Below are 23,883 nucleotides of genomic sequence, written 5' to 3'. Positions count from 1 at the left end.
CTGTCCTCCGGGCTGCTGACGCTGCTTCGCCATCCCGATCAACTCGCCGAACTGCGCGCCGACGCGACCCTGCTACCCGGTGCCGTCGAAGAAATTCTGCGCTACGACAACCCGTTGCACTACTTCAGGCGGACCGCACTGGTGGACATCGAGTTGGGCGGTGTGACGATCCGGGCCGGCGACAAGGTCGCCATGTACTACACGTCGGCCAACCGCGACGAGTCGGTGTTCGCAGATCCCCAGTCGTTCACCATCCATCGCAGCCCCAATCCGCATCTGTCCTTCGGTATGGGGGTGCACTTTTGCCTCGGAGCCCACCTTGCCCGGCTTGAGGGCAGGGTGTTCTTCGACGAGCTCCTCGCCACGTTCGCCGGTATCGAGCTTGCCGGCCGCCCAGAGCGGATCCGCTCAAATCTGAACAACTCGCTCAAGCGCCTACCGGTCCGGCTCACCCGCTAGTCCCCGTCGCCTGTTTCCTATACTTCGTCGATGCAGAGCGATTACGTGGTCGTGGGTACCGGATCGGCCGGATCGGTGGTTGCCAGCCGGCTTAGCGCCGACTCCCGCAATCAGGTGGTGGTGCTGGAGGCCGGGCCGATGGATGACGACAAGTTCGTCCACATCCCCGCCGCCTTCTCCAAGCTGTTCCGCAGCCCGCTGGACTGGGACTACCTCACCGAGCCGCAGAAGGAGGTCGGCGGCCGGGAGATCTATTGGCCGCGCGGCAAAGTCCTCGGCGGCTCGTCGTCGATGAACGCCATGATGTGGGTCCCCGGCTTCCCCGCCGACTACGACGAGTGGGGTGAGCATGCGGGGCTGCAGTGGGACTACGCGCACCTGCGGCCCTACTTCGACCGCGCCGAAAACGGCGCCCTGGTGATCTCCGAACAGCGCAGCCCGAGGGCGTCGACCTCGGCGTGGTTGCGGGCCGCCGAGCAGGCGGGCTACCGACTGACCACACCGGATGCCCCAGCGGCCGACGGGTTCTGCCAGACCGCGGTGAACCAGCGCCGCGGTGCCCGGTGGAGTTGCGCCGACGCCTACCTCAAGCCGGTGTTGTACCGGCGCAACCTGCGCCTGCTCACCAACGCCACGGTGCGGCGGGTGCTGATCGGCGGCGGGCGCGCAGTCGGAGTGGAATTCGACGACGCCGACGGCCGCAGGCAGACCGTGTGGGCCTCGCGCGAGGTGGTGCTGTGCGCCGGTGCGGTCAACACCCCGCAGTTGCTGATGCTGTCCGGGATCGGTGATGAGAAGGAACTCGCCGAATTCGGTATCGAGGTGGTTAAACACGCCCCCGAGGTGGGCAGGAACATGCTCGACCACCTGATCACCCCGCTGGGCTTCGAGGTGCGCGACGACAGCCTCTTCGACGCCGAGAAGCCGGCGGAGTTGGCCAACTACTTGCTGCGCCGCCGCGGCATGCTGACCTCCAACGTCGGCGAGGCTTACGGCTTCGTGCGCAGCCGACCCGAACTTGAGTTGCCCGACATCGAATTGATCTGGGCCCCCGGGCCATTCTACGAAGAGGGTATCGGCGAGGTGCACGGCCATGGCATCGCTACCGGACCGGTGCTGCTCAAACCTCGCAGCAGCGGCACGGTCACTCTGCGCTCGGCAGACCCGGCCGCCAAGCCGATCATCGACCCGCGCTATCTGTCCGATCCCGACGGTGCCGATCGCGCGGCGATGCTATCCGGTCTTCGGGCGGCCGCCACGATCGCCCAATCCCCCGCCCTCAAGGACGTGGTGGGCCGCATTCTTCGGCCCGTGCACGCCACCACCCTCGATGACGAGACTCTCGAACGCGCGCTGGAGAGTTGCTCGCACACGCTATATCACCCGGTCGGGACCTGCCGGATGGGACGAGACGAGGCCAGCGTGGTCGATCCCGACTTGCGGGTCCGCGGTGTTGGCGGTCTGCGGGTGGCAGATGCCTCGGTGATGCCGAGCATTGTCCGCGGCCATACCCACGCTCCTGCGGTGGTGATCGGGGAGAAAGCGGCGGACCTTATCGCAGCCGCGGGGTAATCGCCGGAGCCCAGCAGCGTGGGTAACGCCACGACATGCCGAATCCGACCAGCCGCAGGTGCTCAGCCCCTCCGCCTCCGCGGCGGCGCCGGTGTTCGGGAGATCAGTAGTGATAGGTATCCGACGGCGCAGGCACATGCACGGCCTGGTCGTCGAAATCGGACACCCGAATCCCATAGGCGCGAGCAAGATTCAGAATCTTGGTGGCTCGCGCAATGCGCGGCAGATCGGAGCCGTTGCGGATCTCCCCGCCGTCACGCTCGTACTCGGCGAAGAACTCCTGGGCCCAGCTGATCTCCTCCTGCGACGGCGCCAGGCCTTCGTTGACCGTCGGACACTGGTCAGGCGTCAGGCAGATCTTGCCGGTCATGCCAAACTCCGCGGACACTGCGGTGGCTTCGCTGAGCTTGAGCGCGCTTGACCCCACCGTCGGCCCGTCGATCGCGCCGGGAAGGTGCGCCGCCTTCGCGGCGATGGTGAACCTGGACCGCGCGTAGGCCAAGGTCGTGGGGTTCTCCCCGAAGCCGGTGTCGCGGCGGAAGTCGCCGATGCCGAACGCCAGCCGGAAGGTCCCCTTGGCGGCGGCGATCTCGGTGATGCGTTCCAGGCCCCGGGCGGTCTCCACCAGCGCGACGATCGGGATGTCGGGCAGTCGCTTGACGGTCTCGGTGACGTGGTCCACCGACTCGACCATGGCCAGCATCACCCCGCCGACCGAGGTCTTGGACAGCATGTCCAGATCGTCAGCCCAGAACTGGGTGCCGAAACCATTCACCCGCACCCAGTCGGTGTGCCCCTCGCCCAGCCAACGAACGACGTTCTCCCGGGCAGCTGCCTTCCCGTTCGGCGCCACTGCGTCCTCGATATCGAGGACCACGATGTCGGCGCGGGATCGGGCCGCGGGGGCGAATTTGTCGAACTGGGCCCCGTTGACCAGCAGCCAACTGCGAGCCAGTACCGGATCAATACGGCTTCCCACATCCTGGGTTTCGGTGTCCCATCCGGTGGCTTGGTCGTACATCGCTTTCGCCTGGTGCCTTCCGCTCCGCCAAAAGTTGCTGCTCCATAGTCGCACTGGCGGCAGTGCACGACCAACAGCAGCACCCCTGAAGGGCACCCCGGCCGATGCTGCATCAGAAAGCCCGCCGCGCAGCGCACGGCTCAACGAGACTGCTGCGCTTACCGGCCGCGCCTCGTAGGCTCGTGGCATGGTCGAAGCCGGTCGGGTCACGGCGATCTGGCGTTATCCGGTCAAATCCATGGCGGGCGAGCGGCTTTCAACAGCACACATCGGCGTTTTCGGGACCCATGCAGACCGCACCTGGGCGGTCCGCGATATCGAGTTGAACGCCACTACCAGCGCCAAGCGGCTGCCCGGTCTGCTGCTGTGTAGCGCACGTTATGCCAGTCCGCCCGGACCGGGTGCCGGACCAGGCAATGCCCCGGAGGTGATCATCGGCCTGCCGGGTGGCCGGGAGGTCTCCAGCGCGGACCCCGCCATTCATCAGGCGCTGTCGGTCTACCTTGACCGGGATGTGGAACTGCGTCCACTGCCGCCGCTGTCCAAGCGCGATGAGTACCGTGCGCCGATGGCCACCAAGGCCGATCTGCGGACCATCTTTGGCCTAGGGCCCGACGAACCGCTGCCGGACCTGTCAATGTTCCCGATACGCAAGCTCGCCGAGATCACCCGCTACGCGACTCCGCTGGGCAGCTACGTCGACGCCTATCCGGTGCACCTGTTGACCGAGCAGTCGCTGCAGACCATGTCGGCGATCGCACCCGGTTCGCACTTCGATGTCCGGCGGTTCCGGCCGACAATCCTGCTGGACTCCCCCGGTCAGCCGGGCCAGCCCGAACTCACCTGGTGCGGCGGGGTGCTGCGCGGGCCGGACATCACTGTCAACCCGCTAATCCCGACCATTCGCTGCGTCATGCCGTCGCATGAACAGCCCGGGCTGGGTCGCGACCCCGTCATCACCCGGACCGTGGCGGCGCATGCCCGGCGCTGCCTGGGTGTCTACGCCACCGTGGGCAGCCCGGGCCAGATCAGCGAAGGCGACATCCTTCATCTGAACCCACCACAGCGGCCGTCGGCGGTCTCCGGCGTGGGGACAGCAGTCAAGCGGGCCGTGATGCGGGCGGTGTCAGCTGTGCTGCCACGAGGTTCCTAGGCGAATCAATTCCCTGGCGCTGCCGGGATTCGCACGGTGACCTCGCTGCGGTGCCCCGGGGCGAATTCGGCCAGATGTCTGTGTACCGCTACAGGTACGCCTGGGCTGCGAGGAGCCGTTGGCGCCACCATGCCTCTCGGTCCGGGGTGGCCGCGAAGCGCGCTACCAGGCCGGGATCGGGAGCCGGCGGCATGGGGGCAACCGGCAGATATCCGTCCCGCGGCAGCAACGACCGGCCGGCGCTGACCACGTCAGCGGATAGCAGTCGCACCCCACCCACCGCGCTGGCGTAGCCGATGTCGTCGAGCACCCCCGCCAGCGCTAGTCCGCCGGACATCCCGACACTGCTCTCCACTTCCGCCGCGACCGCGCAGGGGATCCCGCAGATTTCGGCCACCCGTAGCGCCCGGCGGACTCCGCCCAGCGCACCGACGGTGAGGACGGCGATGTCGGCGGACGCGGCTACCGCCCGTGGATTGGCGCCCTCCCGCAGGGACTGGTCGACCGCGATCGGCACGTCGACCCGGCGACGCACCGCCGCGACCTCCTCGAGGGTGCGGCATGGCTGCTCGACGAACTCCAGCCCGCCGGCCGCGCGGTCCAGACCCGGAATGGCGGCGATGGCGGTGTCGGCATCCCAACGACCGTTGGCGTCGCAGCGAATCGCCGCAGCCGGGCCGAGGGCGTCGCGCACCGCCTCCAGCCGGGCCAGATCAGCGTCGAGCGCGTCTTCACCGACGCAGACCGCCGCGGTCCGGCAACCGGCTTCGGCGACCAGCTCGCGGGCCCGTTGCGGGCTCACCGCAGGAACCGTCACCGCCACGGGGACCCGGCCGCGCCGCGGGTCCGGCCACCCCACCGTCCCGACTTCGATGGCCGCGGTCAGCCAGCGGCCAGCCTGCCGGTCATCACAACCCGTGGGAGGGCTGAACTCCCCCCACCCTTGCGGGCCCTCGATCAGCATGCCCTCCCAGACCGTCACCCCGCTTAACGGATCGGTGAGCGGAATGGCGAAAACCGGGGCGGCCTCGAAGTCGATCCAGGTCTTCACCTGGGCGACCAGTAGGCCAGCATCTCGGCGAAGGTGTCAAAGGCCGGCGCTGATGCGCCGTAGGTGGCCTCCAGGTGAATGCTCAGCGGGAAGCCCAGGCCGACAACCCCGTCGATGACACGTTTGTACAGATCGAGCGTCATGCGGCGCTTGTCCTCGGTGTCGCTTGCGGCCAGGGTTTTGACGAAGTCCTGTTCGGCGGCAACGGCGGGGTTGCCAGGGTCCTGGATGAGCCAGTTAAGCAAGCCGACGCGTCTTTCCAGCTTCGGTACGAAGCCAAACGAGAGCAGGATTTCCGGCCGGTGATCGCTGTCGCGGGCAAAGTCACTCAGGAATCCGACGATGGCATCGGAGTACAGCAGTTGGGTCAGCGCGTAGGTCGCGCCCGTATCGCACTTGAATCCGAAGCGGCCGGCTTCGCCTTCCCGGGTGGGGATCAGGATCGCACCCCGATTCGGGACAAGGTCGCGGTAGAGCGTCAGTGCATCGGTCGGCGGAACGCCCGTGCCCTCACCGTCGCTCATGGTCCGCGGCACCCCGACGAAGGCAATCCCCTCGATGCCGGCGGCCAGCAGAACCTCCAGTCGCCGCCGCAGTGTGGGTTCATCGGAAAACGACGTCACCTGGGTGCACAAGCCGCGCACCCCGGGCATCTCCGGGGAGACCAGCTCCCAGAAATCCAGAACATCAAGTTTGGGCTTCATCTCCACCGGCCGGCCGGCGTCCTCGTCGATCATCCCGGGGATCATCACGTGGCTGAAATGCGCACCGGTCTGCGCGGAAAGCATCATGGCTTTGCGCGCCTCTTCGACCCGCTGGTCGCGAGAACGCTCGACGTTGGCGGGCACGAGTTCATAAGCCACCGTGTTGAAGGGCACGACCCAACACCATACTCACCGCGCCCCGCAGCAATCTTGACCGGATCCAGAAAAGGGCTAGGGTGAAACTTGTGGCGGGTTTTTCCGATGCGCGAGCCGAGTTGCGGTCCGCCGATCTGCGCATCACCCGTCCCCGAGTGGCCGTCCTGGAAGCGGTGCACGCCCACCCACACGCGGACACCGACACCATCCTGGGCGCCGTCCGACTGGCCCACCCCGAGGTCTCCAGGCAGGCGGTCTACGACGTACTGGCCGCACTGACCGCGGCCGGCATCGTTCGCCGGATCCAACCGTCCGGTTCGGTCGCCCGATACGAATCGCGCGTCGGCGACAACCATCACCATGTGGTCTGCCGCAGGTGCGGAACCATCGGCGACGTGGATTGTGCGGCCGGCCAGGTGGCGTGCCTGACCCCCCTCGACGACAAGGGCTTCATCGTTGACGAGGCTGAAGTCATCTATTGGGGCCAGTGCCCGGACTGCTCGGCCCAGAGAACTTCGGGATCACAACCGGTGATTACCGCTTTTTCACCCAAACCCAATTCTGGAAGGAACACACGTGGCTGACCACAATCCGCCCATCGGCGAGGCTCAGACGGATTCTGCGGCGGGCGGCTGTCCGATGCGCATCAGGCCGCCGGTGGAGGGCGGTAGCAACCGCGACTGGTGGCCGAACGCTGTCAACCTCAAGATTCTGCAGAAGAACCCGGACGTCATCGACCCGATGGACCCCGGCTACGACTACCGGACGGTGGTCCAGACTCTGGACGTCGACGCACTCACCCGCGACGTCGATGCCCTGATGACCGACTCGCAGGATTGGTGGCCTGCCGACTTCGGCCACTACGGCCCCTTCTTCGTTCGGATGACCTGGCACGCCGCCGGGACTTACCGCGTCCAAGACGGTCGCGGCGGTGGCGGTCGGGGTATGCAGCGCTTCGCCCCCCTGAACAGCTGGCCGGACAACGCCAGCCTGGACAAGGCGCGTCGGCTGCTGTGGCCGGTCAAGAAGAAGTACGGCAAGAAGCTGTCCTGGTCGGATCTGATCGTCTTCGCCGGCAACCGCGCGATGGAGACCATGGGCTTCCAGACAGCTGGCTTCGCGTTCGGCCGCCCGGACTTCTGGGAGCCTGAGGAGGACATCTACTGGGGCGCCGAGGGCGAGTGGCTGGGCTCCCAGGACCGCTACGCCGGTAGCGACCGCACCAAACTCGAGAACCCGCTCGGCGCGACCATGATGGGCCTGATCTACGTCAATCCCGAAGGGCCCGAGGGCAAGCCGGACCCGGTCGCCGCGGCCATCGACATCCGCGAGACGTTCGGCCGGATGGCGATGAACGATGTCGAGACCGCGGCCCTGATCGTCGGCGGTCATACGTTCGGCAAGACCCACGGCAACGGCAACCCCGACCTCATGGGCCCCGAGCCCGCGGCGGCTCCGCTGGACGAGATGGGCCTCGGCTGGGCTAACGGCAACAAGGGCACAGGTGTCGGCAACGATGCGTTCACCAGCGGCTTGGAGGTCATCTGGACCCACACCCCGACCAAGTGGGACAACAGCTACCTGGAGATCCTCTACGGCAACGAGTGGGAGCTGACCAAGAGTCCGGCCGGCGCGTTTCAGTGGAAGCCGAAGGACAACGGCTGGGCCAACACGGTGCCGATGGCTCAGGGTGATGGCAAGACCCACCCGTCGATGCTCACCACCGACCTGTCGATGCGGATGGACCCGATCTACGAGAAGATCACCCGTCGTTGGCTGGATCATCCCGAGGAACTGGCCGAGGAGTTCGCCAAGGCCTGGTTCAAGCTCATCCACCGCGACATGGGGCCGGTGAACCGCTACCTGGGACCGCTGGTGCCCGAGCAGACCTGGGCGTGGCAGGACGTCATCTCGGCTGGAAATCAGCTCTCCGCCGAGGCTGTTGCGAAGCTGAAGACCGCGATCGCCGGATCGAATCTGACTGTACCGCAACTGGTTTCCACCGCGTGGAAGGCCGCGTCTTCTTACCGCGGCAGTGACATGCGCGGTGGAGCGAACGGCGGTCGGATCCGGTTGCAGCCGCAGCTGGGCTGGGAGGTCAACGAGCCGGACGAACTGGCTCAGGTGATCCGGGTGCTCGAAGACATTCAGTCATCCGCTGGTGTCGACGTGTCCTTCGCCGACCTCGTGGTGCTGGCGGGCAACGTCGGTGTCGAGAAGGCGGCCAAGGCAGCCGGATTCGACATCGAGGTTCCGTTCAGCCCGGGCCGCGGCGATGCCACCCAGGAGCAGACCGACGTCGATTCGTTCTCCTACCTGGAGCCCAAAGCCGACGGCTTCCGCAACTACGCCGGCAAGGGGCTGGGCCTGCCGGCCGAGTACCACCTCATCGACCGGGCCAATCTGTTGGGGCTGTCGGCGCCGCAGATGACTGTCCTCGTCGGTGGCCTGCGGGTGCTCGGCACCAACGTCGGTGACACCAAACTGGGCGTGCTTACCGATCGGCCAGGCGCCTTGACGACGGACTTCTTCGTGAACCTGCTCGATATGAGCACGGCGTGGTCCCCGTCGCCGGCGGACGACGGAACCTATGTCGGAAAGGACCGGACCAGCGGTAAGGACAAGTACACCGCCAGCCGGGTCGATCTGCTGTTCGGTTCGAATTCGCAGCTTCGCGCCGTGGCGGAGGTGTACGCCTCCGACGACGCCAGCGAGAAGTTCGTCAACGACTTTGTCGCAGCGTGGGTGAAGGTGATGGACAACGACCGGTTCGACCTGCACCGCTAGTCAACACAGCCGGAAAACCCCCGCCGTGACGCGGCGGGGGTTTTCCGTTGCGCGCGATATCTAGGTGCAGCTATTCGCGCTGACCCAGCGCCCATTCCAGCCCACGCAGGCACTCGCGTTCGGGGTGAGCGGAGCGTAGGCGTCCGGTGGCACCACATACGGGGCCATAACGTCGGACAGGTTGGCACAGCCGCTGACCGAGATGCGTCGGCCCGCGCTGGCACACACGTCGGCGTAGGCGGTAGCGCTGGGCGCGATGGTGGCCAGGGCCGCCGGTCCGCCGGCCAGCGCCAGCACGGCGACCGCGCCACCAGCAAGACGGCGAATGCTCTTTTTCATGCGCCGGAGTCTACCGCCGCCGCTAGTTGATCAGCGTGATGCCGCCTTTGGAGGCGTCGCCGCGTCCTCGACCATGCCAGGGCCGCAACCGTACCGACAGTGAGACAAAGCACCACCAGCCACGGCCAGGCACCGTGCTGATACACCCACCCGGCCACCGCCCGCTGGACGCGACCCGCCGCCCCGATCACCGGATCCTCGGCCGAACCAGTGCCGTCGAACAACCGCAACTCGTACCAGCCGTAGTAGGCGACGTAGAGCCCGACTGCGACCAGCACCGCCCCGCTGGCCCGGTTGACAAACGGCAGCATCCGACGCATCCGGCCGATCGCCGTTGCGCTGGCCAGTGCGACGGCGACGGCAAGGGCCCCGACGACAAGCGCGATGCCGGCCGCATAGGCGGCGTAGACCGCAAGAGCAGCGAGCACCGAACCGCTACGCAGACTGCTCCCGGTGACAGCCAGAAAAGGACCGACTGTGCAAGACAGCGAAGCCAGCGCATAACCCACCCCGTAGCCGAACATCGACCCCAGTCGGGCCGTGGGCGCCCACCGGGAACCCAGACCTCCCGGCAGGCCAGGCAGCGGTCGGCCCATCAAAAGCCAAATCCCCAGGGCCGCAAGGGCGCTGCCGATGACCACGGTGCCATAGGGAAGGTAACGCTGGACCGTCGATGCCACGGACACGGTCAGCAGTCCGAACAGGCCGAAGAACGTGAGGAAGCCCAGGGCCATCACCGCGGACGCCAACAGTGCCCGGCCCACCGCAGCCAACCGCCCGCCCCCCTCACGCTCGATGACGAGCGCGAGGTAGGCGGGCAGCATCGCAAATCCGCACGGGTTGAACGCTGCAACCATCCCGGCGGCGAACGCCAGGCCGAGCAGGTCGTTGTTCACCCCTAGGACGTCAAGGCCTGTACCCGGTCGCTGAGCTCCTGCTGCGACATCGACGAGGTCGGATTGTTGACGAACGACGACGTGCCGTCGGGACGCAGGAACACGTAAGCCGGCTGCCACGGGACGTTGAATTTTGCCCAGATCGAGCCGTCGGTGTCGTTGATGTTGGTGAAGTTCAGGCCGTATTTGCTGACGAAGCTCTGCAGCGCTCCTACGTCGGCGCGGGTCGCCACACCGACGAAGGTCACACCAGGATTAGCGGCGGCCACGGCAGCCACACTGGGCGCCTCTTGATTGCAGAACGGGCACCACGGAGTCCAGAACCACAGCACCGCGGGCTTGCCCTGCAGGCTGTTGCCGTTGAAGGTTCCCCCGCTCAGGGTGGTCCCGGTGAAGTTCAGATCCGCGGCCGAGGCGGTGGCAGGCCTACCGACCCCGATGGTCAACGCTGTCACCGCCAGCACCACAGCCAACGCCCTCAACAGAATTCGCATCAGTGTTTGCACTGAAAAATCCTCCCAATCGCACGACACCCGAACCCTCTCAGGGTAGGGACTTCACGCGACCCGCCGCCACGGCAGAGAGTCGGGGTCAGAATTGCGTAAGACCACCGTCTGCGGTCCCGGACGGGTTTGCCGGAATTGTCGGCCACGCGGCAAAAGTGTTTTCTCACCAGACCTTTAAAGACTGCTCCCAGCTGCCTTAGATTTGCGCCATAGCGTCGCTTACAGCGGCCGCTCACCGCGGTCGGCGACATCCGGCGCAAAGGGGTCACACATGACCAGCTTCACGTCCCGATACGGCGATCCGGCCGTGGATCACAAAGGCGCCCACCTGTGGGCTTATCGGCGGCACGGGGTAACGGTGGTCGCCGTTCGGGGGCGCATCGACGCCGCCAACGCCGAGCGGGTGCGTGATTATGCCGTCCGCTTCGTCGCCGCCGACAGCCGTTTGGTTGTGGACCTCAGTGCGGTTTCCAGCTTCACACCCCGCGGGCTGAGCGTGCTCGACGCCGTTGAGGAGCGCTGCGCCCTCGCCGGTGTGGACTGGACGCTCGTGCCCGGTGACGCGGTGTCGCGGCGGTTGCGCACCCGCGCCGAGTACGCCGCGCTGCCGGTGATCGATTCGGTGGCGGCGGCCGAGCACCAGTTCGATGAGGCGATCCTGCGCCGCCGCCGGTTCCTGCTTCCCCTGCTGGGCCGCACGGCCTGACGGCGGCGGCGCGCCGCGCGCAGGTAATCTCACAACCGTGGGCGGCAAGTCGGCATTACTGGCAGTGGTGGCGATCGGATTCGGCCTCGGCGGTGCTGGGTCCGCCGCCGCAGAACCCACTCCGCTGCCTCCGGTACCGGCTCCACCGGCCGACCACGGCTCCCCCGCGGCACCCGGGCCGGTCGCCATTGACCATGACGGCACCTTCGCGATAGGCACCCAGATCCTGCCTGGTGTCTACACCTCGGCCGGCCCGCTTCCCGGTGACACCTGCTACTGGCGCAGGATCGGCGGGGACGACAAAACGGTGGACAACGCGTTGTCCAAGAAGCCCCAGGTGGTGCAGATCGACGCGGGTGACGTGGCGTTCAAGACCAACGGCTGCCAGCCGTGGCAGTTGACCCCCGGCGCGGCACCACCGAACCAGAACCCGCCGTGGCTGTCCCAGCTTCAACTGCGACACAACCTCGACATCCTCAACGGACTTGCCGGCCAATCCGGTAACGGCGTGCTGCCCCCGTATTGACGGGCGATGCGTGTCATCACGACCGTGGCGGCGGCCGCCGCGGCAGTACTGACGGTCACCTCGACGGGTTGTCAGTCCGGCCCCCAGAATCCGGTGGCGGTGTTCGCCGCGGCCTCGCTGGCCAGAACGTTTACTGCGCTCGGCGACGCCTTCATCGACAACGGCACCGTCGAACTCACCGTCGCTGGGTCCGCTGACCTACTGACCCAACTGGTCCACGGGGCAGACGCCGATGTATTCGCCGCCGCGGATATTGCGACGATGGACAAGGCCGCCACAGCCGGGTTGCTCAACGGCCCGGCCCGGGCGTTTGCGACCAACACGTTGACAATTGTGGTGGCGCCGGGAAACCCTCGGAACGTCAACACGTTTCGCGACCTGGCTGGAGTGAGCACGGTCATCTGCGCCCACCAGGTTCCCTGCGGCGCAGCAATTCCCGGGCTGGAGTCGCGGGCAGGTGTCCGGTTGCGCCCGGTCAGTGAGGAATCCTCGGTCAGCGACGTGCTGAACAAGGTGACCAGCGGGCAGGCCGACGCAGGACTGGTCTACCTGACCGACGCGCGCGCCGCCGGCGACGAGGTCACCGAGGTGCAGTTACCAGGTGCCCCGGTCAACACCTATCAGATCGCTGTCTTGAAAACCGCCCGCGATTCGCAGCGGGCACGCCGCTTCGTCGACCTGGTCACCGGTGCCGTCGGGCGCCAGGTGTTGGCCGCCTCGGGCTTCGGTGCGCCGTGAGGTCAGACCGCGGCGACTAGCCTCTGCGGGGTGATCGTGCTGCTGCCGCCATCGGAGACCAAACGCGCCGGGGGTGAGGGCCCGCCTCTGGCTCTGGGCGGGTTGAGTTGGCCGGAACTGACACCACTGCGCGCCGGACTGGTGTCCGAACTGGTCGAATTGGCCGCGGATCCTGCGGAGTGCCGCCGGGCGCTGGGCATCTCCCCCGCTCAGGACGCCGAGATCGCCCGTAATGCCTTGTTGCGTAGTGCCCCGACCCTGCCCGCCCTGCGGCGCTATACCGGGGTGCTCTACGACGCGCTCGACGTCGAGTCACTCCGTGGGGCAGCCGCTGCCCGGGCACGTGCCCGCCTGGCCGTCGGTTCGGCGCTGTTCGGTCTGCTGCGGGCCGACGATCTGATCCCCGCCTACCGGCTGTCGGCCGGATCCAAACTGGCGGGCCGGCCCGCCCTGTCCGCCCGCTGGCGTCCGGTTCTCGAGCCGATTCTCGCCGAGGTGTCCCGCCAGGAGCTGGTGGTGGATCTGCGTTCGGGGGCCTATGTGGGTTTGGGCCGACTCGCCGAGGCGGTCCGCGTCGGCGTGCTCGCCGAACATCCCGACGGGCGCCGCACCACGGTCAGCCATTTCAACAAGTCGCATAAGGGACGGTTGGCGCGCGCCTTGGCGTCGGCCACCACTGAGCCCGACGACGCCGCAGCGGTGGCGACAATCGCCCGACGGGCCGGCATGAGCGTCGAGCGCAATGGCAAACAAGTGACCATTGTGGTGCCCGCATGATGCGAAGATGAAACCGGTGAGCACCCTCTGGCAGGCAACCGACGCCGCACGCGGCGCTGACTACGACGCCCGCTGGGGGCCACTGCTGGAAGCCGGCGAAAACATCCACGGCGAAGCTGATCTTGTCCAGTCTCTGCTGCGGGCGACGGGCGGGCGAACCGTACTCGACGCCGGCTGCGGAACCGGCCGGGTGGCCATCGAACTGGCCCGGCGGGGATTGCAGGCCACCGGTGTGGATGCCGATCCGGAGATGCTGGCCGCTGCCCGCGCTAAGGCTCCCGAGTTGGCCTGGGTTGAGGGCAATCTCTCGGATGACAACCTTTGCGGACTGCCCGAACACGTCGATCTGGTGCTGCTGGCGGGCAACGTGATGATTTTTCTGGAACCCGGAACCGAGTCCCGGGTGATCACCAACCTTGCTGCCCGTCTCACCCCGCACGGCCTGCTGGTGGCGGGCTTTGCCGTACAGCCCGACCGGCTGCCGCTGGCGCGCTATGACCAGCTGGCCGTAGCTGCGGGTTTGGCACCCGTGGGGCGCTGGGCGACCTGGGATCGGCACCCCTTCGAGGGCGGCGACTACGCGGTCTCGGTGCACCGGAGGTGATCAAGGTTTTCCGCGGATCGATTCCCGATCAGTATTACGCCATTACCGCGCGATTGGCGGCCCGGGGCCATCAGCAGACCACGATGCGCGTGGTGGCCGGTTGCATCCTCACGCTGGGTTTGCCTGCCCTGCTAGCCGCCGCCAATCCGCGGGCCAGCAACATTCCCGGCGGCAGGTTGCTGATGGCGCTGATCCCGCTGGCCTGTGTGGTGCTGGCCAGCCCGTGGTTGCGCTACCGGTGGCCGAGCCGGTCGCAGTCCATCGCCGTCGTCATCATCGGCTCCCTTCTCCTGTCGGCTGGGTGCATCGTGTCCCACAACCCGTTTTCGGGGTTGCTCGTCGCAACGGCCTTCCCGTTCGTGCTCGGGTACGCCGCGTTGTTCCACGGCACGAGCCTGCAGGTGTTCGTTTCCCTCGCCGCCGGCTCAACCATCCTGTGGCTGGCGATCCGGATTGCCGGCGAGGATGTGCCGACGGCAATTGCCGTGACGACCCCTGTCGTGCTGATCAACATCGCCGTCCTGGTGGCCTGCCGAGTCATCGCCGAGTTCGGTTCCAGCTCAGATGAGCCCACCGATCTCGAACCGCTCACCGGCCTGCTGAACCGGCAGTCCTTTGACGAAGCCGCTGCAACCCTGCTTGGCTCCCGCAATCGCGATGACGATCGGTACCTGGTGGTCGCGGTGATCACGATCGACGGCTTCGCCGCACGGCTCAGCCTGCAGGGCGGCCGCGGAGCTGACCGGGCCAGGATTTCGGTGGCCCAGGCGTTGCGCGAGACGGTACGGCGCGATGCGGTCATCGGACACGTCGACGATGCGGAGTTCCTCGTCGCCGATGTCTTCACCACACCGGACCCCACCCCGCTGGCCGAGCGGATCCGCGGCGCGGTGGCCTCCACTCCCGGCGGTGTCACCGCCAGCATCGGCATGGTGAGTACACCGCTGCGGCCGCTGGCCGGCCAGCCGCCCAACGACGTGCTCGACGAGGCCATCGCCAGGGCCGCAACTGCCATGTTCCAGGCGCGCCGGCGAGGCGGAAACACCACCGAATGTGTCGCTGAGCACGACCAGGCTTGACCCCCCATGCTTGACCCCTCGAGGCGGTAGTGTCTTCGGGATGAGTGGCGACCACCACCACCGCCCCGCACGCGAACTTCCTCCCGGCATGGCCGAGCAACTGGAATTGGCCTACGCCGGAATGGTGTCCTTCGGTCAGCGGCCGTTTTTGACCGAACCCGAGCAACTCGACGCCTGGCAGCCCGACGTCGCGATCGTCGGGGCGCCGTTCGACATCTCCACCTCCAATCGGCCCGGCGCGCGCTTCGGCCCGCGCGCGATCCGGTCGACCGCCTACGAACCCGGCACCTACCACATGGATCTGGGGTTGGAGATCTTCGACTGGCTCGAGGTGGTCGACTTCGGCGACGCTTACTGCCCGCACGGTCTGACGGAGCAGTCCCACGCCAACATCCGGGAACGGGTGCACGCAATCGCCTCCCGCGGCATCGTCCCGGTGATCCTCGGCGGCGATCACTCCATCACCTGGCCGGCCGCTACCGCGGTGGCCGATGTGCACGGCTACGGCAATGTCGGGATCGTGCACTTCGACGCCCACGCCGACACCGCCGACATCATCGAGGGCAACCTCGCCAGCCACGGCACCCCGATGCGCCGACTCATCGAGTCCGGTGCCGTGCCCGGCACCCACTTCGTCCAGGTCGGTCTGCGCGGCTACTGGCCGCCGCAGGACACCTTCGAGTGGATGCAGCAGCAGGGCATGACCTGGCACACCATGCAGGAGATCTGGGACCGCGGCTTCAAGGAAGTGATGCGCCGGGCGGTCGGGGAGGCACTGGCCAAGGCCGAGAAGCTCTATGTCTCAGTGGATATCGACGTTCTCGATCCGGCCCACGCCCCCGGTACCGGTACCCCGGAGCCGGGCGGAATTACCAGCGCCGACCTGCTGCGGATGGTCCGCCAACTGTGCTTCGAACACGACGTTGTCGGGGTCGACGTGGTAGAGGTGGCCCCGGCCTACGACCACGCCGAACTGACCGTCAATGCCGCCCACCGGGTGGTGTTCGAGGCGCTGGCCGGGATGGCGGCCCGCCGGCGCGACGCCGCGCACGCCAAACCCGGACCGCCCTCGCCGCTGGCAGATTGATGTGCCGCGCCGCCGAAACCCGGCGGAGATCAGGCGGAGAATCGACTGTTGCGAATCGACTGTTGCTCACCGAAGGCTGAAACGGCAGGGGTTTGTCAACGGCGACAAGCAGAGGTGGCACTTCACCTATCAGCCGGAACCCTACCCCGACAACGTCTTTGATTTCCCGGTGGATCCGCTGACACTCGCCGCGTCGATGCGGCACACTCGATAGACCTCGCCGAAAGCAGACCATGACCGACCCCTTCCTCGACGAACACCGCTACGCGTGGCGGCTCATCAGGGCAGCCCGTCAGGCACGGGCGGATTCCGAGCACGCCACCGATCAACTGACCGAACTGTTGGACGCGGCATTGGACGCCGGCCTCGACCGCGCCACCCTGGTCGTGGAACTAGCCGCTATCGGCGGCCGTCTGCTGGCGTTGTGCGACCCGTGCAGCAGCGACGAGGTCTGTCTGACGTAAGTCAGTCGGCGGTGCCCAGCAGGGCACGGCGCAGCAGGTGCATGGCCACTGTGGTGGACCGTTCCCGGACGTCAGCACGCTCCCCCGGCACCCGTACGCACCGGGTTACCGTCGGCCCGCCGGAAACCCGGACGCAGAACCACACCGTGCCCACCGGTTTGTCTTCGGTACCGCCCCCGGGGCCGGCGACGCCGGTGATGGCCACCGCGGTGTCCGCGCCGAGCCGCACCAGGGCGCCCTCGACCATTGCCTCGGCGACTTCGGCGGATACCGCCCCGTGCTCGGCGATCAGTGCCGGATCCACCCCGAGCAGAGCCGCTTTGGCGTCGTCGGCGTAGGCCACCACACCGCCGGCGACGTAGTCGGAGGATCCGGGGCGGTCGGTGAGACGCGCGGCGAGCATACCGGCGGTGCAGGACTCCGCCGTGGCGATCCGTCGACCCGCAAGCAGCGCAGCAACCTGTTCGTCGACGGTCGAACCGTCCTCAGAGAAGATCGCCGTACCGTGCCGCGCGCGCACCAGATCCATCAGCGCCCGGTAGTCCGCCTCGTTGTCGGGCTCGTAGCGGGTCACCATCTCCAGTTCGCTGCGGCGCAGGCAGGTGGTGATCTCCAGTACGGCGAAGCCGGGAAGTTGATGCTCAGCGGTGCGTAGGGTTTCCGCCAGGCTGGACTCGGCGACCCCGAACATCCGGACGGTGTCCTGCCGGTAGGCGGTGCGGCCGGCGATCGCCTGCTGCACCTCGGCCGTCGACATCGCCGCCGGCCACATGCCCTGCAATTCCTTCGGCGGGCCGGGCAGCACCACCACGGTCGGGGTGCCAGTGACCACGACCCCCGGCGCGGTTCCAACCGGATCCAGGACCGTTGCACCCTCGGGCACCATGGCCTGCTTACGGTTGGCCGCCCGCACCGCCTCGACATCCATGTCGGGAAAACGCGCCATCCAGCGGGCGACGACTCCGGCGATCGTGGCTTCCATCGCCTCGTCGAGGACCAGTTCCCGCCCGCAGAACCGAGCCACCGTCGCCACCGTCATATCGTCGGCGGTCGGACCCAGGCCGCCGGTGGTCACGATGAGGTCCACCCCCTCGGACCGCAGGAACCCCAACTGCGCCTCGATGTCGGCTGGACGGTCGCCGCAGATGGTGATGTGCGCCAGCTCCACACCCAGTTCCAACAGCCGGTCGGCCACCCAGGGGCCGTTTCGGTCGGCCACCCGGCCGGTCAGCACCTCGGTTCCGGTGACCAGTATTCCTGCACGTGCGCTCATCGGCTAAGAGCCTACGGCCGACTGGCCCCTACCGACGCAGGGGTGTGGCCGCGGTGAACTCCGCAGCCCGCCCGCCGGACTGCCAGCGATACCAGCGCTCCCAGCGGCTCAACCCGAAACGCTGCCAACGCTCATCGAGCCCCGGAACGATCCGGCGCGCGACTTCGACACCGGCGATCAGTGGTGCCCGCGCCAACAGCAACGCGATACCCGGAATCGGCGAGGGCAGTTCGTAACGACGGCGATTCCACGGCAGCATGAACAACCCGGAGTAGCCGGCCTGGACCCGGTAGTGATAGCCGGCCCGCAGCCGGTCGCGTCCCCGCTGGGTGGGTTTCGGGGCGAACGCGGGAACGAAAGACTCCACCAGTTCGCTGCCGGTGGCCGCCGAGTCATAACTGCGGGCGGAGTCGGCCATGAACAGGATCCGCCAGGCATCCAGCACCGTCTCCGGGAAGTAGCCGTCGCAGCGAACACCGACCAAATGCCCGCAGTACCGGTTGAAATGCAGCACCGCCCGCATCTCCCGGGGTGAGGTGAGAAATCCCAGGGCGGTCAGACCCACCGCCGGTGCCACGCTGCCGCCCAACAACGTCAGCAACATCGCCGACTGGCTGATCGGCAGGCCTAGTCGGTCGAAGTCCCACTCCGGGTGCTGCTTCACTCGGGCCCGCACGCTCACATGCATGATCCGCACATGCAGCGAAATCGCCCTGGCCACTGAGCCGGGACGCAGCACCGCGCCGGGCTGACTGACCTCCAGCCACCACCGCGAAGTCTCCATATAGCGGTGCAGCGCCCGCTCCCCCGCGTAACCACCGGACAGCGAAAGGGGAAGCGCCAACCAGCTTTCGGTGTAGGTGTCCATGGTTCCGGCGTTGCCGACCGCGCCGAGCGCGTAGGCCCACCGGCGCCAGACAGCGGCGCCTTTTTCGACCAGTTCGGGATCAACCCAATCGGGAACCCGCGCGAAGTCCTCGATCAGAGCGCGTAACGACGCGGGAGCGTCCGGCACGCTGTCGATGCCGTCGCGCAACGCCCGTTCGACCATTTCGCGAGCCCGGGGTGCGCCGAGTTCCCCGTGGTAGGTCTCGGCGACGAACCGCTCAGCGATCGGGTCGCCCTCACACAGCCCGGCTTTGAACGCCGCAGCAATCTCATCGGCCGGAAAAAGGTCGATGCCGGTGAGCCGCAACACTGCATGGCGCAGCCGAGCGTGCGACGTGCCGGTCCTGGCCGCCGGATACCGGAAAGCCTTCGGGACGGTCTGCAACACCTCAGCCGGGGGCACCGGGGGTACGAATCACCAGCGGAACGGCCGGGAAGCACGCCGCCAGTTCCGAACGCGACCTGCGCAGGGCTGCGGTGCCATACCCCTTCTTACGGTGCTCGGGGTGGATCCAGATCCGTACGTTGACCTCCCCGCCCGCGAGTTCGCCGAACACCATGCCCACCTTCTGGTCGCCGTCCACGGCGATGAACCAGGCGGCCTCCTCGGCCCGCAAACGCTTACGTGCCGAACGGATTTCGTCTTCAAGGCTGCCCGCCGGAGAGCCGGAACCGTCGCCAGCCGCGCCTATTTCGTCGGTGCGTGTGGCGAAGATGTCGCGGTCGTCCTCGTGGGAGAACGGGCGCAATCGCAGCGAGTCGTCGGTGCTGGCCGGCCGTTCGGCCGCGGTGAAGTTCAACTGGCCGTTGAGGTCGTCGAGTTCGGCAGCGATCTGCCGGCGCGACTCCTTGGTGAACTGGTCTAGCCGCATGCCCATCAGGGCCTCGCTGCCGACCCGCGGAGTGCCCAGAAGGTCGGTGACGGCGTCGATCGCCGCTGCCCGGTCGGTGGAGTCGACGATGGCGTCGACCAACTCATGTCGGCGTTCCAGTGCGGTGAGCAGGGCATCGGCGATAGCACGGCGGGTAACGGTGCGGTCTTGGTCGGTCATGCTTTTAGCGTAGTCAGCGCGGGGCACGAAGTCGTCGTTGAGTCGTGGGTGAAGACGCTTCACCCGGCGAGCCCCCGGCCACAGTGCGGGTGGCCTAGATTCGGTGGGGCAACACCGACGCGGAAGGAACCCCCTTGCTGGAGCGCACCCTGGTGGTGGCCGCGGCACTGGCTAGTGCGGTGTTCATCGCCATCGGAATCGTGGTGCGTCAGCGGGCCACCATGGATGTGCCCGAGGATCAGGGTGTCAGCACAGTCATGCTCGCAACGCTGCTGCGCCGGCCGCTGTGGTGGGCCGGAACCGGCGCGGCGGTCACCGGCTACGTCTTCCAGGCCATCGCGCTGGCATTCGGTTCGTTGACGCTGGTCGCTCCCCTGCTGGTGTCAGCGTTGCTGTTCGCGCTGCCGCTCAGCGCCCGACTCGCCGGGCGCAGGGTCACACGGGTGGAATGGGTGTGGGCGCTGGTTCTGACGGTGGCACTGGCGGTGTTCGTTGCACTGGCCCGCACCGCACCCGGCGACTACGAGGGGTCCGAGCGACCAGCGGTGCTGGTGGCGGCCGTTGCGTTGTTCACCGCGGTGTGCACCCTTCCCCTGGCGATCCGGCTCACCGGGTGGCGGCGTGCCCTGCTGTTGGCCACCGCGGTCGGGGTTCTCTTCGGCGTGCTGGCGGTGCTGACCAAGATCGTGATGAACACCGTGACCGAGGGCCATGCCGCGCGACTCGCGGTCTCGCCGGTCGCCTACCTGCTGATTCTGGTCGGGGTGGTTGCGACGTTGCTGCAACAGTCCGCTTTCCACGCCGGATCGCTGCGGGCTTCGGTGCCGGCCATGCTGGTGTTGGAACCGGTCGTCGCCGTCTTGCTCGGGCAGATGATCCTCGGCGAGCACCTGGCGGTCAACCCGCCGACAGCCGTGATCCTCGGTATCGCACTCGCGGCGATGGCCGCGGCCACCATCGCTCTGGGCCGCGACGAAGGCGCCTATGAGGAGGAACTGGAGGCTGGCCGGAAAACCGCGGTGGCACGGCGGTCGGCCCGATGAGCGATCAGTTGGCTCGGATCGCAGCGGGTCCGTCCGGTCCGGCGGTGGGAGCGTTCTTCGACTGCGACGGGACCCTGGTGGACGGCTTCACCGCCGTCGCCCACGCCGGCGACCGGATCCGTCGCGGACAGGCCCGCATCGGCGAGGTGCTCGGCGTCGTCGAGGCCTCGCTGCGCTACAAGCTGGGCCGGATGCAGTTCGAGCGGCTCCTGGTGCGAGCCGCCGAGTACCTTCGCGGCGAGTCGCTCGACGAACTCGACGAGATCGGCGAGCGACTGTTCGCCGAGCAGGTGGTGCACAAGGTGTATCCGCTGATGCGCCAGATAGTCGAGGCGCATCGCGAGCGCGGACACACCCTGGTGCTCAGTTCCTCGGCTCTCACGATTCACGCCGCGCCGGTGGCCCGTGCCCTGGGCATTCCGCACGTGCTGTGCAACACCTTCGAGCTCGACAACGACGGATTGCTCACCGGCAGGATCAACCGGCCGATCGTGTGGGGGCCGCAGAAAGCCGCAGCCGCGCAACGATTCGCCGTCGAACACGGCGTGGAACTGCGGCAAAGCTACTTCTACGCCGACGGCGACGAGGATGCGGCTCTGATGAAACTGGTGGGGCACCCGCGTCCGGTCAACCCCCGTCCCGGCCTGGCGGCGCTGGCTGCCGTCGAACACTGGCCGGTGCTGCGGATCAGCGTTCCCGGCCAACGCACAACCGCCGACGCCCTGGCGCACCTGCCCGGGTTGGGCCGGGCAGTGCTGGGCGCGGCTTTCAATGCGGTGGCCCTACGCGGGCGTCGCGGCCGCTGAAGTCACAGGGCCCGTTCACAGGGCCCGTTCACAGGGCCCGGTGCGGGACGTCGGTGATCAGCCCGCCGTCGACTACGTATTCCGAACCGGTCGAGAACGACGACTCGTCGCTGGCCAGGAACACTACGAACGTTGCCACCTCGTCGGGGGTGCCCGGACGGCCCATGGGCGCCTGGACGATGTTGTCCGGGAGGTGCTTGGTCATCGGGGTGCGGATGAACCCCGGGTGGATGGAGTTCACCCGGATGTTCTCCGGGGCCAGTTCCAGAGCAGCCGATTTGGTCAATCCACGCAGTCCCCATTTGGAGGCCACGTAACTGTGTGCCCAAACCGCCCCGCGCATGCCTTCGATCGAGGAGACGTTAATGATCGACCCGCCGCCGGCGGCGATCATCGGGTCGATCACGGCCTGGATTCCGCGCATAGGACCGGTCAGGTTGACGTCGAGCACCTTCTGCCAGCGGGTGAGATCGGCGGTTTTCAGCGGTGCGGCCTGCACGATGCCGGCGTTGTTGACCAGCACATTGAGTTTGCCGAAGGTCTCCACGGCGTTATCTACCGCAGCCTTCCAGTCCTCGCCGCTGGTGACGTCGAGGTGGACGTAGCGGGCGGCGTCGCCCAGCTCCTCGGCGAGTTGGTGCCCTTCGTCGTCAAGAATGTCGCCGATCACCACCTTGGCGCCCTCAGCCACCAGCATTCGGGCGTCGGCGGCGCCCATACCTCTGGCGCCGCCACTGATCAGAACCACCTTGCCGTCAACGCGTCCCATGGGCGGTCAGGCTACCGTGCGGGTAACTTCGCTCCATGGCCATTCGCGTCGTCCACATCGGAACCGGAAACGTCGGTCGGCTGGCCCTGGCCGAGCTCATCGAGAATCCTGCCTTCGAACTGACCGGACTGGTGGTGTCCACCCCGGCCAAGGTCGGCAAGGACGCCGGGGAACTCGCCGGGCTGCACACCAGTACCGGCGTCACCGCCACCGACGATCTCGATGCGGCGCTGGCCGACACGCCGGAGTGTGCGGTGTACTGCGCCATGGGCGACACCCGGATGCCGCAGGCCATGGACGACGTCCGGCGCATTCTGGCCGCCGGGGTCAACGTGGTGGGATCCGCACCCGGGGTGCTTCAGTTCCCGTGGCAGGTGATCCCCGATCAATTCATCGCTCCGATCGAAGAAGCTGCGCGACAAGGTAATTCGAGTGTCTACGTCAACGGTGTGGACCCTGGTTTCGTCACCGACCTGATCCCGCTTGCGTTCGCCAGCACCTGTCGGCGTATCGAGCAGATCCGCTGCATGGAGGTGGCCGACTACGCCACCTATGACGGCGCTATCGTGATGTTCGACGTGATGGGCTTTGGCAAGCCCATGGACCAGACGCCGATTCTGTTCCAGCCGGGCGTGCTGTCCATTGCATGGGGCTCCGCTCTTCGCCAATTGGCGGCCGGTCTGAACATCTCCTTGGACTCGATCACCGAAAGCTACGAACGCGAACCGGCCCCGGAGGCCTTCGACATCGCCGCCGGGCACATCCCCAAAGGGGGTGTGGCCGCCGTGCGCTTCCAGATCTACGGGATGGTGGGCGACCGGCCTGCCATCGTCGTCGAACATGTCACCAGGCTGCGCGGTGACCTGCGGCCGGACTGGGCTCAACCTGCCCAGCCGGGCGGTTCCTATCGGGTGGAGATCACCGGAGAACCCTCCTATGCGGTCGACATCTGCCCCACCAGCAGTCACGGCGACCACAACCACGCCGCTATCGCAGGTGCTGCTGCGCGAATCGTCAACGCGATCCCGGCAGTGGTGGACGCACCTCCCGGCATTCGCACCACGCTTGACCTGCCGTTGGTCTCATCGGTGCAGCTGTTCGCCAAGTCCAGAGCCGGGCAACGGGTTTCGCCCCACGGCCTGCGGGATAGAAGGCTGCAATGAGCACCCGACGACTGGTTCTCGCCTCGGCTGCAGCCGCTCTAGCTTGTCGGATTGGTGGCGCTGATCCCGCCCTCGGCCCCGGACGGCAACGACATCAGCGGCAACGGCGGCATCATCAGTGTGCGGATGGGTCGACTACCTGCTCAGGGGTGATAGCCAGGCGCCAACACAGCCCCCGGATACATGCCGTACCCGCCGTTGACGTAGAGCGAGATGCACTGCGCCCGGAACACTTCACTGCCCACGCTGCAGTTGAGCAAGGCC

General features: G+C 67.3%; 26 protein-coding genes. 16 read left to right on the top strand and 10 right to left on the bottom strand.

Features of this window, described 5'->3' with window-relative positions; genetic code table 11:
* Positions 1-459 (top strand): cytochrome P450 (locus ADBZ5N_RS08110; RefSeq protein ID WP_526256981.1); only part of this gene is annotated, 459 nt, incomplete at its 5' end.
* Between the two features lie 30 nt (positions 460-489).
* The gene (locus tag ADBZ5N_RS08105; protein WP_526256980.1) at positions 490-2,031 is read left to right on the top strand and encodes a GMC family oxidoreductase; all 1,542 of its coding nucleotides are present in this window, start codon (positions 490-492) and stop codon (positions 2,029-2,031) included.
* 103 nt (positions 2,032-2,134) lie between these two features.
* Here ADBZ5N_RS08105 and ADBZ5N_RS08100 read toward each other — a convergent pair whose 3' ends face one another.
* The gene (locus tag ADBZ5N_RS08100; RefSeq protein WP_526256979.1) at positions 2,135-3,052 is read right to left on the bottom strand and encodes an HpcH/HpaI aldolase/citrate lyase family protein; all 918 of its coding nucleotides are present in this window, start codon (positions 3,050-3,052) and stop codon (positions 2,135-2,137) included.
* Between the two features lie 187 nt (positions 3,053-3,239).
* On the opposite strand from ADBZ5N_RS08100, the gene ADBZ5N_RS08095 reads away from it, so the two are divergent.
* Complete coding sequence (locus ADBZ5N_RS08095) at positions 3,240-4,205, top strand: MOSC domain-containing protein (RefSeq protein ID WP_526256978.1); 966 nt, start codon at positions 3,240-3,242, stop codon at positions 4,203-4,205.
* 88 nt (positions 4,206-4,293) lie between these two features.
* On the opposite strand, the gene ADBZ5N_RS08090 is transcribed toward ADBZ5N_RS08095, so the two are convergent.
* Together ADBZ5N_RS08090 and ADBZ5N_RS08085 are read right to left on the bottom strand one after the other, a co-directional pair.
* Positions 4,294-5,256, bottom strand: coding sequence for an o-succinylbenzoate synthase (locus ADBZ5N_RS08090; RefSeq protein WP_526256977.1), 963 nt, complete (start codon positions 5,254-5,256; stop codon positions 4,294-4,296).
* Positions 5,253-6,134 carry a mycobacterial-type methylenetetrahydrofolate reductase gene (locus tag ADBZ5N_RS08085; RefSeq protein WP_526256976.1) on the bottom strand — a complete coding sequence of 294 codons (882 nt, stop codon included), beginning with the start codon at positions 6,132-6,134 and terminating at the stop codon, positions 5,253-5,255. Before ADBZ5N_RS08085 ends, ADBZ5N_RS08090 begins: the two co-directional genes overlap by 4 nt.
* A 71-nt stretch (positions 6,135-6,205) precedes the next feature.
* Here ADBZ5N_RS08085 and ADBZ5N_RS08080 point away from each other — a divergent pair, with 71 nt between their 5' ends.
* Together ADBZ5N_RS08080 and katG are read left to right on the top strand one after the other, a co-directional pair.
* Positions 6,206-6,700 carry a Fur family transcriptional regulator gene (locus ADBZ5N_RS08080; RefSeq protein WP_526256975.1) on the top strand — a complete coding sequence of 165 codons (495 nt, stop codon included), beginning with the start codon at positions 6,206-6,208 and terminating at the stop codon, positions 6,698-6,700.
* Positions 6,701-6,755: 55 nt separating this feature from the next.
* Positions 6,756-8,903: a catalase/peroxidase HPI gene (gene katG, locus ADBZ5N_RS08075; RefSeq protein WP_526256984.1), complete on the top strand. Its 2,148-nt coding sequence runs from the start codon at positions 6,756-6,758 to the stop codon at positions 8,901-8,903.
* A 60-nt stretch (positions 8,904-8,963) separates the two neighbouring features.
* Here katG and ADBZ5N_RS08070 read toward each other — a convergent pair whose 3' ends face one another.
* Genes ADBZ5N_RS08070 through ADBZ5N_RS08060 form a run of 3 tightly spaced genes read right to left on the bottom strand, consistent with a single transcriptional unit; the run spans position 8,964 to position 10,632 of the window.
* On the bottom strand, positions 8,964-9,230 hold the full coding sequence (locus ADBZ5N_RS08070; protein WP_526256983.1) for a hypothetical protein: 267 nt from the start codon (positions 9,228-9,230) through the stop codon (positions 8,964-8,966).
* A gap of 8 nt (positions 9,231-9,238) precedes the next feature.
* Positions 9,239-10,138, bottom strand: coding sequence for a cytochrome c biogenesis CcdA family protein (locus ADBZ5N_RS08065; protein ID WP_526256974.1), 900 nt, complete (start codon positions 10,136-10,138; stop codon positions 9,239-9,241).
* 2 nt (positions 10,139-10,140) lie between these two features.
* Positions 10,141-10,632 carry a redoxin domain-containing protein gene (locus ADBZ5N_RS08060; protein ID WP_526256973.1) on the bottom strand — a complete coding sequence of 164 codons (492 nt, stop codon included), beginning with the start codon at positions 10,630-10,632 and terminating at the stop codon, positions 10,141-10,143.
* A 283-nt stretch (positions 10,633-10,915) separates the two neighbouring features.
* Here ADBZ5N_RS08060 and ADBZ5N_RS08055 point away from each other — a divergent pair, with 283 nt between their 5' ends.
* The 8 genes from ADBZ5N_RS08055 to ADBZ5N_RS08020 all read left to right on the top strand — a co-directional run bounded on the left by ADBZ5N_RS08055 (position 10,916) and on the right by ADBZ5N_RS08020 (position 16,625).
* Positions 10,916-11,350 carry an STAS domain-containing protein gene (locus tag ADBZ5N_RS08055; protein ID WP_526256972.1) on the top strand — a complete coding sequence of 145 codons (435 nt, stop codon included), beginning with the start codon at positions 10,916-10,918 and terminating at the stop codon, positions 11,348-11,350.
* Positions 11,351-11,387: 37 nt separating this feature from the next.
* Positions 11,388-11,876: an Rv1352/Rv1906c domain-containing protein gene (locus ADBZ5N_RS08050; protein ID WP_526256971.1), complete on the top strand. Its 489-nt coding sequence runs from the start codon at positions 11,388-11,390 to the stop codon at positions 11,874-11,876.
* 6 nt (positions 11,877-11,882) lie between these two features.
* A complete protein-coding gene (modA, locus tag ADBZ5N_RS08045; RefSeq protein ID WP_526256970.1) occupies positions 11,883-12,614 on the top strand; it encodes a molybdate ABC transporter substrate-binding protein in 732 nt (243 codons plus the stop codon).
* A 30-nt stretch (positions 12,615-12,644) separates the two neighbouring features.
* Entirely contained in the window at positions 12,645-13,391 is a 747-nt protein-coding gene (gene yaaA, locus ADBZ5N_RS08040; protein ID WP_526256969.1) for a peroxide stress protein YaaA, read from the top strand.
* A 7-nt stretch (positions 13,392-13,398) separates the two neighbouring features.
* Positions 13,399-13,995, top strand: coding sequence for a class I SAM-dependent DNA methyltransferase (locus ADBZ5N_RS08035; RefSeq protein WP_526256968.1), 597 nt, complete (start codon positions 13,399-13,401; stop codon positions 13,993-13,995).
* The gene (locus tag ADBZ5N_RS08030) at positions 13,992-15,074 is read left to right on the top strand and encodes a GGDEF domain-containing protein (RefSeq protein ID WP_526256967.1); all 1,083 of its coding nucleotides are present in this window, start codon (positions 13,992-13,994) and stop codon (positions 15,072-15,074) included. Before ADBZ5N_RS08035 ends, ADBZ5N_RS08030 begins: the two co-directional genes overlap by 4 nt.
* Before the next feature lie 88 nt (positions 15,075-15,162).
* Complete coding sequence (speB, locus tag ADBZ5N_RS08025; RefSeq protein ID WP_526256982.1) at positions 15,163-16,161, top strand: agmatinase; 999 nt, start codon at positions 15,163-15,165, stop codon at positions 16,159-16,161.
* A gap of 233 nt (positions 16,162-16,394) precedes the next feature.
* Complete coding sequence (locus ADBZ5N_RS08020) at positions 16,395-16,625, top strand: hypothetical protein (RefSeq protein ID WP_526256966.1); 231 nt, start codon at positions 16,395-16,397, stop codon at positions 16,623-16,625.
* A 1-nt stretch (position 16,626) separates the two neighbouring features.
* Here ADBZ5N_RS08020 and ADBZ5N_RS08015 read toward each other — a convergent pair whose 3' ends face one another.
* From ADBZ5N_RS08015 to ADBZ5N_RS08005, 3 genes are read right to left on the bottom strand one after another with little or no spacing between them, the layout of a single operon-like run.
* Positions 16,627-17,898 carry a competence/damage-inducible protein A gene (locus tag ADBZ5N_RS08015; RefSeq protein WP_526256965.1) on the bottom strand — a complete coding sequence of 424 codons (1,272 nt, stop codon included), beginning with the start codon at positions 17,896-17,898 and terminating at the stop codon, positions 16,627-16,629.
* Between the two features lie 28 nt (positions 17,899-17,926).
* Positions 17,927-19,189, bottom strand: coding sequence for an oxygenase MpaB family protein (locus ADBZ5N_RS08010; RefSeq protein WP_526256964.1), 1,263 nt, complete (start codon positions 19,187-19,189; stop codon positions 17,927-17,929).
* Positions 19,176-19,838 carry a GNAT family N-acetyltransferase gene (locus ADBZ5N_RS08005; RefSeq protein ID WP_526256963.1) on the bottom strand — a complete coding sequence of 221 codons (663 nt, stop codon included), beginning with the start codon at positions 19,836-19,838 and terminating at the stop codon, positions 19,176-19,178. Before ADBZ5N_RS08005 ends, ADBZ5N_RS08010 begins: the two co-directional genes overlap by 14 nt.
* Before the next feature lie 134 nt (positions 19,839-19,972).
* Between ADBZ5N_RS08005 and ADBZ5N_RS08000 the strand changes: the two genes are divergently transcribed.
* Together ADBZ5N_RS08000 and ADBZ5N_RS07995 are read left to right on the top strand one after the other, a co-directional pair.
* Positions 19,973-20,881, top strand: a complete 909-nt coding sequence (locus tag ADBZ5N_RS08000; RefSeq protein ID WP_526256962.1) for a DMT family transporter — start codon at positions 19,973-19,975, stop codon at positions 20,879-20,881.
* The gene (locus ADBZ5N_RS07995) at positions 20,878-21,687 is read left to right on the top strand and encodes an HAD family hydrolase (protein WP_526256961.1); all 810 of its coding nucleotides are present in this window, start codon (positions 20,878-20,880) and stop codon (positions 21,685-21,687) included. Before ADBZ5N_RS08000 ends, ADBZ5N_RS07995 begins: the two co-directional genes overlap by 4 nt.
* Before the next feature lie 28 nt (positions 21,688-21,715).
* Here ADBZ5N_RS07995 and ADBZ5N_RS07990 read toward each other — a convergent pair whose 3' ends face one another.
* Positions 21,716-22,456, bottom strand: a complete 741-nt coding sequence (locus ADBZ5N_RS07990) for a glucose 1-dehydrogenase (RefSeq protein WP_526256960.1) — start codon at positions 22,454-22,456, stop codon at positions 21,716-21,718.
* A gap of 35 nt (positions 22,457-22,491) precedes the next feature.
* Between ADBZ5N_RS07990 and ADBZ5N_RS07985 the strand changes: the two genes are divergently transcribed.
* Entirely contained in the window at positions 22,492-23,619 is a 1,128-nt protein-coding gene (locus ADBZ5N_RS07985; protein ID WP_526256959.1) for an NAD(P)H-dependent amine dehydrogenase family protein, read from the top strand.
* Positions 23,620-23,883 lie beyond the last annotated feature (264 nt).

The sequence above is a fragment of the Mycobacterium sp. genome, from assembly GCF_044370595.1.
GTDB lineage: Bacteria > Actinomycetota > Actinomycetes > Mycobacteriales > Mycobacteriaceae > Mycobacterium.
The sequence above is the reverse complement of the archived record's forward strand: the minus strand, read 5'-3'. Positions and strand labels throughout refer to the sequence as shown.